Origin of the sequence: Xanthomonas sp. BRIP62411, assembly GCF_003993525.1 — a bacterium.
GTDB lineage: Bacteria > Pseudomonadota > Gammaproteobacteria > Xanthomonadales > Xanthomonadaceae > Xanthomonas > Xanthomonas euroxanthea.
The window spans coordinates 69,656-82,556 of record NZ_QEZI01000008.1 but is presented as its reverse complement, the minus strand read 5'-3'; the positions used below and the strand labels follow the sequence as shown (position 1 = coordinate 82,556).

Below are 12,901 nucleotides of genomic sequence, written 5' to 3'. Positions count from 1 at the left end.
AGCGGCCGTGGTTGGGCGTTGCAGCAGGCGCACCCATCATTGGTGCACCGACCCACTGCACAGGGATCACGCAATGATCACCCCCACCACGACAGCGGCGCATGTGCTGCGCACCATCCGCGGCATGCCGACCTCCGACGGCGCCGGCGTCAAGCTGACCCGCGTCATCGGCACCCAGCAGCTGCCGGATCTGGACCCATTTCTGATGCTCGACGAGTTCGGCACCGAAAAGGCCGAGGACTACATCGGCGGTTTCCCAAGCCACCCGCATCGCGGCTTCGAGACGGTGACCTACATGCTGGACGGGCGCATGCGCCACAAGGACAACCACGGCAACGAAGGCCTGCTGACCCCGGGCAGCGTGCAGTGGATGACCGCCGGCCGCGGGCTGATCCATTCGGAAATGCCGGAGCAGGAATCCGGGCGCATGCGCGGCTTCCAGCTGTGGGTGAACCTGCCGGCGCGCGACAAGATGACCGACCCCAGGTATCAGGAGTACGCACCGGACAGCATCCCGGTCGCGCAGCCGGCGCCCGGTGTCACGGTCAAGGTGATCGCCGGAGCCGTGGGCCAGGTGCGCGGCCCGATCGTGCAACCGGCCACCGAGCCGGTGTACCTGGATATCGCACTGGCACCGGAGGCGTCCTGGGACTATGTGCTGCCCAGCGGCCACAACACGTTTGCCTACGCCTTTGAAGGTGCGGTGACGGTGGGCGAGGGCGATGCCGCGCGTACGCTGCCGGCGCAGGAACTGGCGGTGCTGGGCGGTGGCGAGCGCCTGACGCTACGGGCCGGTGCCGACGGCGCGCAGCTGATCCTGGTGGCGGGCCGCCCGCTCAACGAGCCGGTGATGCGGCACGGCCCGTTCGTGATGAACACCAGGCAGGAATTGATGCAGGCCTTCGTCGACTTCCAGGAAGGCCGGTTTTAACCGGCCGCTCGCGCCACGCGTACGAGAGCGGCGTGAGTGACCGCCTGCTGGAGGTGGCCGACATCTGCCCGCTCCATCGGCTGCGCACCGACGAGGTGCGCGCCGATACGGCAACTACGGGGTGACGGCGACGCGTCGGGGGTTGCAGCAGGCATGTGCAAGCGCAGACGCGCCGGGCATGCAACGGCGTGTACGCAGCTGGCGCGCGCCGGACCGCATCAGGTCGGCATGACCTGGCGCTTCACTACCGGTTGCGTCAGCGCTGCAAGGCCAGGCTGGCGGGCTGCAGATCCATGTTCTGCACCAGCGATTGCATCGAGGCCAGCTCCTCGGTGCTGGCGCCGTCGATCCAGAGCTGTGCATAGCGTTTCTTGCCCAGCTCGACCACGGTGACGCGGCGCGATTCCATGCCCGGCAGCTCGCGGCCGCCCAAGTCGAGCTTGTACCAGTAAAAGTCTTCCTGCTGGATCTGGCCCTTCTCCGCGCGGCGGTCACGCGCCAGCGTCATTGCCGGGTCGCGCGTGGTCAGCATCACGCCCATCACCTGGCGACCGTCTGCAGTCAAGGCCTTGCAGAACAGATAGTCCGCACCTGAAAGCTCGCTCCACTGCAGCCCCGAGGCTGGCGGCAACGGTGGGCAGACCGGTGAGGTTTGGGCGTGAACGGTGGCGGCGGCCAACAGCAGGCTCAGGCCGACAAGGCAGGATGCGGACTTCATTCAAGTGTTCCCCGGCGTTGGATGTCTGCGCAGGGACAGCGTTGTTGACCGTGTCGCGGCATCAGCCCGTGCGCTCCCCGCCCGGCTGTGCCCGCACGCAACCTGTCCCCAACCTATGTCGACATCACTACCACAGGTGGGGCTGCAAGCTCAAGCGCAATTCGCAGGTTGGGCTGCAATCGGTCGTGCGCGCGGGCACTCCCGTTGCGAGACCTGGGTGGGCAGCGCGGCACTGCCGGGCTGCCGGCTGCGGTCAGGGGTAGTTGACCGGCTTGGGCGCCGGGGTTTGCGGCAGTGGAATGAATTCCTTGTCGTCGCCGGGAATGCGGCCGAAGCGGCCGGCCTGCCAATCGTCCTTGGCCTGCTCGATGCGCTCCCTGGAACTGGAGACGAAGTTCCACCACAGGTGGCGCGGCCCATCCAGCGGCTCGCCGCCGAGCAGCATCGCCTTGAGCGGCGTCCTGGCGCGCAGGCGCCCGCGGCTGCCGGGCGAGGGTACGATCAGGTGGCGCGCGGGCACGTCGGTGCCATCCAGCTGCGCCTCGCCTTCCAGGATGTAGAGCGCACGTTCGGCGTGGCCGGTGTCCAGGTCGATCTCCGCCTCCGGCTGCAGATCCAGCGCGACGTTGAGCGTGCCGCTGAACACCTGTACCGGCGATTCCTCGCCGTACGCGCGGCCGGCGATCACGCGTAGCCAGACACCAGCGCGGCGTTGCTGCGGCAGGCTGGCGGCGGCGTGGTGATGGAAGGCGGGCGCGGTCTCTTCGGCCGAGCGCGGCAGCGCGATCCAGGTCTGCATGCCGTGCAGCGCATGCGTGCGGGCGCGCTCGGGGGCCGGCGTGCGCTCGGAATGGGCGATACCGCGGCCGGCGGTCATCCAGTTGACGTCGCCGGGGCGGATCACCTGGTCAGAGCCCAGGCTGTCGCGGTGGCCGATCTCGCCGGACCACAGGAAGGTCACCGTGGCCAGGCCGATATGCGGATGTGGGCGCACGTCGATGCCGTGATCGGGCTCCAGCACTGCCGGGCCCATATGGTCGACGAACACGAACGGGCCGACGCTGCGCGCCTGCAGCGTGGGCACGGCGCGGCGCACTTCCAGCCCGCCGATGTCATGCACGCGGGGAGCGATCAAGGTGGTCATGGCGGCGGCTCTGATCAAGTCGAATGGACACCAGCTTTGCATGTGCGCGCGCGGCCTGGCGAGCGCTTCACCAAGACGGATCGTCCCGGAGACAGTCGCTGCGCGGCGTGCTGGCGGCCTGAACGAGCGTGCCGAGATGGGCGGTTGCAGACGACAGAGGCAGGCACGCGCACGGTTGATCGCGATTGGCCGCCGCGCGCTAGAACAGCTGTCCGGAGGCGGCGCTGTGCAGGGCGATTTCGCCGCGCCGCGAGGCCAGCCGATCGGCTAGGCGCGTGGGCTCGGGCAGGCGATAGGCGCGCAGGGTGCGTAGCGTCCAGTCGAGCGCGCCCTGCATCGAGACGCGGTGGCCAGGCGAGACGATCAGCGGATTGCAGCGTGGCTTGCTGCGCAGCGCCCAGCCGATCTGCGTGCCACCCAGCAGGATCGGGCTGTGGTCGCCGCGCTCGGGCCCCGGCGCGACGAAGCTGCCCGCCAGGCGTTGCTTGGCCACGCCGATGCTGGGCAGGCCGGTCACCACGCCAAAGTGCGCAGCGATGCCGAGCTTGCGCGGATGCGCGATGCCCTGGCCGTCGATGAAGACCAGATCCGGGGGGCGCGACAACAGTGCCAGCGCCTGCAACAAGGCCGGCAGCTCACGAAAGCTGAGCAGGCCCGGCACGTACGGCATCGACGTGGGCACCCGCGCGACGTGCGTTTCCAGCGGCATCAGCGTGTCTGCATCCAGCAGCACCGCGGCCGCGCGCGTGGTCTGGCCGTCGTCTTCGAAGCCCACGTCGAAGCCGGCGAACAGTTGCGGTGTTGCGCCGAGCGGGTCCTGCAGCACCACGCGGTGTGCCAGTTGCTGTTGCAACTGTCGCGCCTGGATGACGCTGCCATCCCAACCGGCGAAGACGGGATCGATCGTTTGCATGGCCGCAGCATCGCGCGCTGGCCGTGGCGGTCTCGTGCACGCCTGCGATGCGCTGGCTGCCGTTACAATCGCAGGCTGATCGGCCCCAATCGGAGAACCGTAGTGACCCGTAAACTCGTACTGCTGCGCCATGGCCAGAGCCAATGGAACCTGGACAACCGTTTCACCGGCTGGGTGGATGTGGAACTCACCGAACAAGGCCGCCAGGAAGCCGCTGCGGCCGGCAAGCTGATGAAGGACGAAGGGCTGCAGTTCGATGTGGCGCACACCTCGGTGCTCAAGCGCGCCATCCATACGCTGCAGGGTGCGTTGAAGGAACTGGACCAGGACTGGTTGCCGGTGTCCAAGAGCTGGCGCCTCAACGAGCGCCACTACGGTGGCCTGCAGGGGCTGGACAAGGCCGAAACCGCGGCCAAGCACGGCGAAGAGCAGGTCAAGATCTGGCGCCGTTCCTACGACATTCCGCCGCCGGCGATGGACGTCAACGATCCGGGGCATCCGTGTCACGATCGTCGCTACGCCACGCTGGATCGCAATGCATTGCCGGGTACCGAGTCGCTGGCGACCACGCTGGTGCGCGTGCTGCCGTACTGGCACGACGCGATCGCACCGCAGTTGAAGGCTGGGCAGACCGTGCTGGTGACCGCGCACGGCAACTCGCTGCGTGCGCTGTACAAGTACCTCAACGCGGTCTCCAACGAGCAGATCCTGGAGCTCAACATCCCGACCGGCATCCCGTTGCTGTTCGAGCTGGACGACACCCTGCAGGTGCAAAGCTTCCGCTACCTGGGCGACCCGGAAGCGGCCAAGCGTGCCGCCGACGCGGTGGCCAATCAGGGCAAGGCGAAGTAATCGCCGCATCCGCTGGCCACGCTGCGTGCATGGCGCGCAGCATGGCGTGGAGTTTGCGGCGCGCGCTCGATTGACGCGTGCGGATTTGACACGCGTGCGCGCCTGTTGGTGGATCGGGCAGGTGCGCATGCGCGGGTTCTTGCAGGGGAGACATGATGTCCAGCAAGCGGAAAAGGCAACAGATGAGTGCCACCTACTGCCGCGCGTATCTGGTGACGTTGGGGCTGCTGTTGGGCGGTGGCGGCGCTGCGTTCGCGTTGCTGGCCCGGGGCAGTGTGTCCGGTTCGGCGCTGGGCCTGGCGCTGCTGGTCGGCATCGTGGGTGTGGCGCTGCTGGCGTTCGGTTTCTGGGGGCCGTCGCGACGGATGGAGTCCTGGGCGGAGGCGGCGTCCGGGCATGAGGTCGCGCTGGTGCTGATGGTGCTGGCGTATCCGGTGTACCTGGTGATGGCACCGCTGTACGCGCGCAAATGACCGCAGTCGATGGCGCTGCTGCTGCGCCGGATTGCCGGGGCGGTTTCTGCGGCGGCAACAGCGGTGGCATGTGCCCAGGCCACGCGTAGCGCGTTGTGGGACGTGTGCTCTTCGATAGGGCGCGGCAGCGGACGTCAGGACGTTGCGGTGCCGTTGCAATGATGACGTGGTTGGTGCGTCTGCGCTGATTGCCTACTTTTTTGACTGCGCATGGCGCGGTCGCATGCCTTGGAGAATGGAAAGATGTTGAGCAAATTCGCGCCACTGTCGCTTGCGGTGGCCATCGCGGTGACGCTCTCGGCGTGTGGCCGCTCCGAGGACACCGCCAGGCCGGCACCGGCTGCACCGCCGGCCGCGCCGACCAGGGTCGATGTGTCCAAGCTCGATGCGCCGATCGTGGCCTTCGGCATCAACGACCTGGATCCGGCCATCAACGCGTGCCAGGACCTCAACGGCTTCGTCAACGCCAAGTGGCTCAAGGCCAACCCGGTGCCGTCGGACCGCACCAGCTGGGGCAGTTTCGAGGTGCTGGCCGAGCGTTCGCTGACCATCCAGCACGCGTTGGTGGAGCAACTGGCGCGCGGCAACCTGTCGGCCGGCTCGGTGGACGCCAAGATCGCCGACCTGTGGCGCACCGGCTCGGACGAAGCGGCGATCGACAAGGCCGGCATCACGCCGCTGCAGCCGCAGCTCAAGGCGATCGATGCGCTGACCGATGCGCCGTCCATCGCCGCGTGGTTGCGCGACAGCTATGCCAAGGGCCAGGGCTTCCTGTTCTCGTTCGGCGCCAATGCCGACTACAAGCATTCCGAACAGATGATCGCCTACGCAGGCCAGGGCGGTCTGGGCTTGCCCGAGAAGGGCTATTACACCGATCCGGCGCAGGCCAGGATCCGTGAGCAGTACGTGGCCTACATCGCGCGCGTGCTGGAGTTGTCCGGCATTCCCGCCGCGCAGGCGGCCACGCAGGCCAAGGCGGTGATGGCGTTCGAAACCCGCCTGGCCGCCGCCTCGCTGTCGCGCATCGAACTGCGCGACCCGGCCAAGCGCTACAACCCGGTCGATGTGGCCGGTGCCAACGCGGTGACACCGCATTTCGACTGGCAGGCGTTCTTCAGCGCACTCAAGGTGCCGGCGGGGACGTTCTCGCTGAGCCAGCCGGGTTACTTCGCCGAACTCGATGCGATGCTGGCCGATACGCCGGTGGAAACCTGGAAGGCCTACCTGCGTTTCCACAGTGTGGACGAGGCGGCACCGTATCTGGCCAAGCCGTTCGAGCAGGCCAACTTCGATTTCTATGCCAAGACGCTGCGTGGCCAGCAGGACATGCTGCCGCGCTGGAAGCGCACCTTGAATGCGGTCAACGAGGCGATGGGCGAGGCACTGGGCCAGCTGTACGTGCAGTCCGCATTCCCGGCCGAGTCCAAGCAGCAGATGCAGCAGCTGGTGCAGAACCTCTCGGTGGCGCTCAAGGCGCGGCTGGAACAGCTCGACTGGATGAGCGCGGAAACCAAGCAGCGCGCGCTGGAGAAGTGGGCCAGTTTCACGCCCAAGATCGGCTACCCGGATCAGTGGCGCGACTGGTCGGGCCTGGAGACCCGGGGTGACGGATTCCTGGCCAACATGCAGGCCGCGCAGGCATTCAACTATCGCTACATGCTGGACAAGATCGGCAAGCCGGTCGACAAGCGCGAGTGGCATATGACCCCGCAGACGGTCAATGCGTACTACAACGCCACCCGCAACGAGATCGTGTTCCCGGCGGCAATCCTGCAGCCGCCGTTCTTCGACCCCAAGGCCGACCCGGCATTGAATTACGGCGGGATCGGCGCGGTGATCGGGCACGAGATGATGCATGGCTACGACGACTCGGGCAGCCAGTTCGATGCCAAGGGCAACTTCGATACCTGGTGGACCGATGCGGACCGCAAGCTGTTCACCCAGCGCACCGACCAGCTGGTGGCGCAGTTCGACGGCTATGAGGCGATTCCTGGCGTCAACGTCAAAGGCAAGCTGACCCTGGGCGAGAACATCGGCGATCTCGGTGGCCTGACCGTGGCCTATGACGCGCTGCAGATGGCATTGAAGGAACAGCCCGGCGCCAACAAGGACATCGACGGTTATACGCAGGACCAGCGCTTCTTCATGAACTGGGCCACGGTGTGGCGCCGCAACTTCACCGACGGCGAATTGCGCGTGCGCCTGAACACCGACCCGCATGCGCCGGCCAATTTCCGCGCCAATGGTGCGCCGTCGAACATGCCGGCATTTGCGCAGGCGTTCCAGTGCAAGCCGGGCGATGCGATGGTGCGTGGCGACAAGGATCGCGTTGCGATCTGGTAAGCGGCATCGCATCCGGCGCGGACTGTTGCGACAGTCCGCGCCGGGAAACCCGCTGTTTTTGCGCGTTTGTCGAGCTCGCTTGTGCGCTTGCGTCTGCACATCGACATGCAGGTGCAGCGTCTAGACTGCCGCGCTCTGCAACACGGGGGCGGCAGTGGCGAAGCGAAAAATCATCAAATGGGTGGGCATCGGTGCGCTGGTGCTCCTGCTGGGCAGCGTGCTGTCGCTGTACGGCTACGGACGCTTTGCCGATCGTCAGCGTGGTGCGGTGAGCCACGCGCTGCCTGCCACGGCGATCGCCACGCCGATCGATCAGGTGGTCGCGCCGCTGCAGCAGGCACATGCCGGTCAGACCGGCATGGTGATCCTGCCCGACAATGTCGATGCGTTCGCGGTGCGTGCGCTCACCGCGCGTGCGGCCGGGCGCAGCCTGGATCTGCAGTACTACATCTGGCATGCCGACTTCACCGGCAACCTGCTGCACAACGAACTGCTGCATGCGGCCGATCGCGGCGTGCGCGTGCGCCTGCTGCTGGACGACATGAACATCCATGGCAGCGATTCGGTGCTGGCGGCGCTGGACAGCCACCCGATGATCGAGATCCGTCTGTTCAATCCCACCCGTGCGCGCGAAGGCACGCTGATGCGCGGGGTGGAGATGGTGCTGCGCATGTTCAGCATCAACCGGCGCATGCACAACAAGGCCTGGATTGCCGATGGCCGGATGGCGGTGGTGGGTGGCCGCAATGTGGGCGATGAATACTTCGATGCGGCGCGCGACACCAATTTCATGGACATGGACGCGGCACTGATGGGGCCGGCCGTGGGCCAGGCCGAGCAGGTCTTCGATGCGTACTGGAACAGCCCCAATGCCCTGCCGCTGGCTGCGCTGGTGACCGCCAAGCCGCAGGCGCTGGATGCCTTGCGCGGCAGCCTGGATGCGGGCCTGGAGTCGGCACGCGCGCATCCGTATGTGCAGCGCCTGCGCCAGTCGCCCAGCGTGCAGGCGTTGACGCAGGGCCAGCGCCAGGTGCAGTGGCTGGACCAGGCGCGCATCGTTTCCGACCCGCCGGAAAAGGCCGAGGGCGCACCGCCGCAGGCGGACTGGATGACGCCGGTGTTGATCGGCGAAATGGCGCATGCGCAGCGCGAACTGAAGGTGATCTCGCCGTATTTCGTGCCGGGCGAGGACGGCATGCGCTGGATCGGCGCGTTGCGTCGGCGCAATGTGCGCGTGAGCGTGTTGACCAACTCGCTGGCGGCAAACGATGTGGTTGCCGTGCACAGCGGCTATACCGATTACCGGGTGCCCCTGCTCATGCAAGGCGTGCGCCTGCACGAGCTCAAGCCGATGGGCAAGCCGGACGGCAGCCTGTTCGGCTCCAGCGGGGCCAGCCTGCACACCAAGGCGTTCGTGGTGGACGACAGCAGCGGCTTCATCGGCTCGTTCAATCTGGATCCGCGCTCGATGAACCTCAATACCGAGATGGGCCTGCTGTTCAACGACCGCGCAGTGGCCGCGCAGCTGGAGCAGGTCTACAACCGCAAGATCGGTGCGCCGGTGAGTTACCGCGTGACCCTGGAGCAGGGCGCGCTGCGCTGGCACGACGATGCGGCGCAACCGCCCGAGGTGTGGTCGCAAGAGCCGGCCGCGAGCGTGTGGCGGCGTGGCGCGGCGGCGGTGATGGGCTGGTTGCCGTTGGAGTCGCAGTTGTAATTGCACCGTTTGCGCGTGCGGCGCGCTACTGCAGCTGCGTCACGATCTCGCGCGCCATCGCGCCCAGCGGCAGGATGCGGTCGGCGCCGCCGCGTTTGATCGCTTCCTTGGGCATGCCGAACACGATGCTGGTGTGTTCGTCCTGCGCCACCGTGCGCGCGCCGGCCTGGCGCATTTCCAGCAGCCCGGCGGCGCCGTCGTCGCCCATGCCGGTCATGATGATGCCCAGCGCGTTGCTGCCGGCCGCGCGCGCGGCCGAGCGGAACAGCACATCCACCGACGGACGGTGCCGGTTGACCGGCGGGCCTTCCATCACTTCGACAAAATATTGCGCGCCACTGCGGCGCAGCAGCAGATGCTTGCCGCCGGGCGCGATCAGCGCGCGGCCGGGCATCACCCGGTCGTTGTTGGCGGCCTCTTTCACTGCGATCTGGCACAAGCCATTCAGGCGCGCGGCGAAGGCGGCGGTGAATTTCTCCGGCATGTGCTGCACGATCACGATGCCGGGGCAGACGCGCGGCAACGCGGTCAGTACTTCCTCAAGCGCCTGGGTGCCCCCGGTGGAGGTGCCGATGGCGACGATGCGCTCGGTGGTCTGCGCCAGCGCGCGCCCGCTTTGCGCCGGCAGGATCACATCGGCGGTGTGCTTGACCTCCGCTTCCAGCGGCGCTGCGGCAACCCGCGCGGCCAGCCGCTTGACGTTGGCGCGTGCGGCGCTGCGCACGGTATTGACCAGTTCGTCGGCCGAGTCGGTGAGGAACTGCTTCAGCCCCAGGCGCGGTTTGGTCACCACGGCCACCGCACCGGCGGCCAGGGCATCCATGGTGACGCGTGCGCCTTTTTCGGTGAGCGTGGAACAGATCACCACCGGGGTGGGGCGTTCGCTCATGATCTTGCGCAGGAAGGTGATGCCGTCCATGCGCGGCATTTCCACATCCAGCACGATCACGTCCGGCCATTGCTTGCGCATCTTCTCGATCGCCAGCAGCGGGTCGGCCGCGGTGGCGATGACCTCGATGTCGGGCGCGTCGTTGAGCACGCCCACCAGCACCTGGCGCACCACCGCCGAGTCGTCGACGACCATGGCCTTGATGGCATCGGTGCGGGCAATGGGGCTGGCGGCAGGGCGGTTGAAGACGGTCGACACGGCGGATCCTTGGCTCAGGCCTTGCGGAAGATCGAGGGTGCCACCTGGACCAGATCGATGTCGAGTTCGCTCAGGCTCTCCGAATGACCGATGCAGAAATAGCCGCCCGATTTGAGGTTGGACAGCACACGCAGGATGACCTCGCGCTTGGTCTGGCCATTGAAATAGATCATCACATTGCGCAGGAAGATCGCATCGAAGCTGCCCAGCATCGGCAAGGCCGTATTGAGGTTGGCATGCACGAACTTGACCCGGTCGCGCAGGCGGCGTTCCACCAGCAAGGTGCCGTCGTATTCGCCCTGGCCACGCAGGCAATAGCGCTTGAGATAGGGCTGCGGAATGCCGTCGATGCGCTGCAGGGCGTAATGCCCGGTGCGCGCCTTGGCCAGCACGCGGGTGCTGATGTCGCTGCCGACCACTTCGAACGGCCGTCCCTGCAAGCTGTCGTCCAGCACCATCGCCATGCTGTAAGCCTCTTCGCCGCTGGAGCTGGCCGCGCTCCAGCAGCGGAACGGCAGGCCGCCGCGATGTTCGCCGGCCAGCTTGCGCAGCAGCTCGAAGTGCTTGGGCTCGCGGAAGAAGTAGGTTTCGTTGGTGGTCAGCAGGTCGATCGCGGTCTGGATCTCGGCGCGGTCCTGGCGGCTTTCCAGCAACTGCAGGTACTGCGTGTAGGTGCTGAACTGGTGTTCGCGCAGGCGCTTGCCCAGCCGGCCGCACAACATGGCTTTCTTGCCGGTGGAAATGCTGATGCCCGCCGCTTCGAAGATGAAGCGCTGGAAGCGGCCGAACTCCTGTTCGGTGATGGCGGTGGCTGTGCTCATGGTCAGGCGACATCCGCATCGCTGGGCAGTGCGTTGCCGCACAGGCGTGCGATGCGCACGGCGTGTTCGCGCCACCATTCCGACAGCATCGGCCCGGGCATCGGCGAGCCCATCAGGTAGCCCTGTGCCAGGTCGCAGCCCAGCTCGCGCAGCAGGCGCCAGTCCTCCGGCGTTTCCACCCCTTCGGCCACGGCGGTGAGTTCGAGCCGGTGGGCCAGTTCCAGCGTGGATTCGAGCACGGTGCGCTGACTGCGGCTGCGATGTGCGGCATGCACGAAGCTGCGATCCAATTTGAGTTCGGTGAAGGGAATGCTGGCCAGGCGCTGCAGCGAGGAAAACCCCGTGCCGTAGTCGTCGATCGACAGGCCGAAGCCGTGCAGGCGCAGGCGCGCCAGCATGCTCAAGGCATTGGCCGGCTCCACGATGGCGCTTTCGGTGAGTTCCAGCACCAGATCGGCAGGGCTCAGGCCGTTGTCGCCCAGCTTGCCGCACAGCTGTTCGAGAAAGCCCTGCTCGCCGAGCAGGTTGGGCGACAGGTTCAGCGCCAGGCTCAGCTCCAGGCCTTCTGCGCGCCAGTCCACCAGTTGCGCGACCGCCATGTCGATCACCTGCTGGGTCAAGGCATGGATCAGGCCTTCGCGTTCGGCCAGCGGAATGAAGCGCTCCGGCCCAATCATGTCGCCTTGCGGGCGGCGCCAGCGCGCGAGTGCTTCCACACCGCGCAGGCGACCATCCCTGAGATCGAGCTTGGGTTGGTAGGCCACGCGGATTTCGCCGCGGCGCATGGCCCGGTCCAGCCGCGATGCCGCCGCGCCACCGCTGGACATCAGCGGCGATATCGCCGGCTGTGCAAACGCAGGCGCGTTCGTGGCCAGCCCCGGTTCGCACTCCAGCACATTGGCCAGGTCCTGCAGATGCATCGGCTTTTCGATGCCGCCGAGCACGCGCACCCCGGCGCTGCGGCTGAGCTGCATCACCGCATCGATCAAGGCGCCGCCGCGCTGCGAGACCACCACCACCGGCACGCTGTACTTGCCGCGTGCCAGCGCATCGAGCAGCTGCACGCCGTCCATGCCCGGCATTTCCAGATCGATCAGCAGCAGCGATGGTGAAATCGCACTGCCGAGCCAGGCCAGCGCGGCGTGGCCGTCGACCGCGCCATCGACCGCGACGGCGCCGAGCTGGCGGCACAGCGCCATCGCGTGTTCGCGCTGGACCACGCTGTCGTCGACGACCAACACGGGGCCGTCCAGCGCGCAGCTGCAGGAGAGAAGGGTGGGGCGCATGGGAGTCCTTGCGTGCATGCTGGACATGTCAGGCTGCCAGCTCGGCGACAGGCAGCTGGGCGAGTGCGTCGTTGCCCAGCACCGCGTCGGCATCGAGCAGGATCACGAAGCGCTCGCCGATCCTGGCCATCGCATGGATGCATTCGCGTGCGATGCCGGCGCCAAAACTGGGGGCGCCGGCGATGGCGTCGGGTGCGATCTCCAGCACTTCGCTCACCGCGTCCACCAGCAGGCCGAGCACCTGATGCGTATGGCCATGGGCGATCTCCACGATTACGATGCAACTGCGCTTGGTGATCGCGCTGGCGTTGCGGCCGAAGCGTTGCTGCAGATCCACCACCGGCACCACCGCGCCGCGCAGGTTGATCACGCCGCGCAGGGCCGGCGGCATCATCGGCACGTCGGTGGGCGCGCGGTATTCGATGATTTCCTTGATGCCGAGGATGCCCAGGCCGAACATCTCCGTGCCCAGCAGAAAGGTCAGGTATTGCTGCGGTGCCGTCGATGACGGCGCAACGGTGCGTGTGGTGGTGATGGCTGCGCTGTGCGGTTGCAT

At 67.0% G+C, this 12,901-nt stretch carries 12 protein-coding genes; 5 read left to right on the top strand and 7 right to left on the bottom strand.

The genetic code is table 11. The features are described 5' to 3' along the window. Nucleotides 1-73 precede the first annotated feature (73 nt). The gene (locus EO139_RS04655) at nt 74-931 is read left to right on the top strand and encodes a pirin family protein (RefSeq protein ID WP_126969532.1); all 858 of its coding nucleotides are present in this window, start codon (nt 74-76) and stop codon (nt 929-931) included. Between the two features lie 256 nt (nt 932-1,187). Here EO139_RS04655 and EO139_RS04650 read toward each other — a convergent pair whose 3' ends face one another. The 3 genes from EO139_RS04650 to nfi all read right to left on the bottom strand — a co-directional run bounded on the left by EO139_RS04650 (nt 1,188) and on the right by nfi (nt 3,706). Further along, nucleotides 1,188-1,649, bottom strand: a complete 462-nt coding sequence (locus EO139_RS04650) for a hypothetical protein (protein ID WP_104583117.1) — start codon at nt 1,647-1,649, stop codon at nt 1,188-1,190. A gap of 253 nt (nt 1,650-1,902) precedes the next feature. Beyond that, on the bottom strand, nt 1,903-2,793 hold the full coding sequence (locus EO139_RS04645; protein ID WP_119127871.1) for a pirin family protein: 891 nt from the start codon (nt 2,791-2,793) through the stop codon (nt 1,903-1,905). A gap of 199 nt (nt 2,794-2,992) precedes the next feature. Next, nucleotides 2,993-3,706: a deoxyribonuclease V gene (nfi, locus tag EO139_RS04640; RefSeq protein ID WP_126969530.1), complete on the bottom strand. Its 714-nt coding sequence runs from the start codon at nt 3,704-3,706 to the stop codon at nt 2,993-2,995. Nucleotides 3,707-3,808: 102 nt separating this feature from the next. Here nfi and gpmA point away from each other — a divergent pair, with 102 nt between their 5' ends. The 4 genes from gpmA (at nt 3,809) to EO139_RS04620 (ending at nt 9,091) form a co-directional block, all read left to right on the top strand. Then, complete coding sequence (gpmA, locus tag EO139_RS04635; protein ID WP_104583120.1) at nt 3,809-4,558, top strand: 2,3-diphosphoglycerate-dependent phosphoglycerate mutase; 750 nt, start codon at nt 3,809-3,811, stop codon at nt 4,556-4,558. A gap of 155 nt (nt 4,559-4,713) precedes the next feature. Beyond that, nucleotides 4,714-5,031 carry a hypothetical protein gene (locus EO139_RS04630; protein ID WP_104648276.1) on the top strand — a complete coding sequence of 106 codons (318 nt, stop codon included), beginning with the start codon at nt 4,714-4,716 and terminating at the stop codon, nt 5,029-5,031. Nucleotides 5,032-5,274: 243 nt separating this feature from the next. Then, nucleotides 5,275-7,374, top strand: coding sequence for a M13-type metalloendopeptidase (locus tag EO139_RS04625; protein WP_104583147.1), 2,100 nt, complete (start codon nt 5,275-5,277; stop codon nt 7,372-7,374). Nucleotides 7,375-7,528: 154 nt separating this feature from the next. Continuing rightward, complete coding sequence (locus tag EO139_RS04620; RefSeq protein WP_126969528.1) at nt 7,529-9,091, top strand: phospholipase D family protein; 1,563 nt, start codon at nt 7,529-7,531, stop codon at nt 9,089-9,091. 25 nt (nt 9,092-9,116) lie between these two features. Here EO139_RS04620 and EO139_RS04615 read toward each other — a convergent pair whose 3' ends face one another. From EO139_RS04615 to EO139_RS04600, 4 genes are read right to left on the bottom strand one after another with little or no spacing between them, the layout of a single operon-like run. Beyond that, nucleotides 9,117-10,256 (bottom strand): chemotaxis response regulator protein-glutamate methylesterase, encoded by a 1,140-nt coding sequence (locus EO139_RS04615; RefSeq protein WP_164739765.1) that lies wholly within the window; start codon nt 10,254-10,256, stop codon nt 9,117-9,119. Further along, a complete protein-coding gene (locus EO139_RS04610; RefSeq protein WP_126969524.1) occupies nt 10,253-11,059 on the bottom strand; it encodes a protein-glutamate O-methyltransferase CheR in 807 nt (268 codons plus the stop codon). The genes EO139_RS04615 and EO139_RS04610 overlap by 4 nt, the downstream gene beginning before the upstream one ends. 2 nt (nt 11,060-11,061) lie before the next feature. Continuing rightward, on the bottom strand, nt 11,062-12,345 hold the full coding sequence (locus EO139_RS04605) for an EAL domain-containing response regulator (RefSeq protein ID WP_126969522.1): 1,284 nt from the start codon (nt 12,343-12,345) through the stop codon (nt 11,062-11,064). A 28-nt stretch (nt 12,346-12,373) separates the two neighbouring features. Beyond that, on the bottom strand, nt 12,374-12,901 hold the full coding sequence (locus EO139_RS04600) for a chemotaxis protein CheW (RefSeq protein ID WP_126969520.1): 528 nt from the start codon (nt 12,899-12,901) through the stop codon (nt 12,374-12,376).

Excerpts from the sequence above, each read along its gene's own strand:
- EO139_RS04655 (WP_126969532.1), top strand. The coding sequence starts at position 74 with ATGATCACCCCCACCACGACAGCGGCGCATGTGCTGCGCACCATCCGC.
- EO139_RS04650 (WP_104583117.1), bottom strand. The coding sequence starts at position 1,649 with ATGAAGTCCGCATCCTGCCTTGTCGGCCTGAGCCTGCTGTTGGCCGCC.
- EO139_RS04610 (WP_126969524.1), bottom strand. The coding sequence starts at position 11,059 with ATGAGCACAGCCACCGCCATCACCGAACAGGAGTTCGGCCGCTTCCAG.
- EO139_RS04625 (WP_104583147.1), top strand. The coding sequence starts at position 5,275 with ATGTTGAGCAAATTCGCGCCACTGTCGCTTGCGGTGGCCATCGCGGTG.
- nfi (WP_126969530.1), bottom strand. The coding sequence starts at position 3,706 with ATGCAAACGATCGATCCCGTCTTCGCCGGTTGGGATGGCAGCGTCATC.
- EO139_RS04630 (WP_104648276.1), top strand. The coding sequence starts at position 4,714 with ATGTCCAGCAAGCGGAAAAGGCAACAGATGAGTGCCACCTACTGCCGC.
- EO139_RS04645 (WP_119127871.1), bottom strand. The coding sequence starts at position 2,793 with ATGACCACCTTGATCGCTCCCCGCGTGCATGACATCGGCGGGCTGGAA.
- EO139_RS04605 (WP_126969522.1), bottom strand. The coding sequence starts at position 12,345 with ATGCGCCCCACCCTTCTCTCCTGCAGCTGCGCGCTGGACGGCCCCGTG.
- EO139_RS04600 (WP_126969520.1), bottom strand. The coding sequence starts at position 12,901 with ATGCAACCGCACAGCGCAGCCATCACCACCACACGCACCGTTGCGCCG.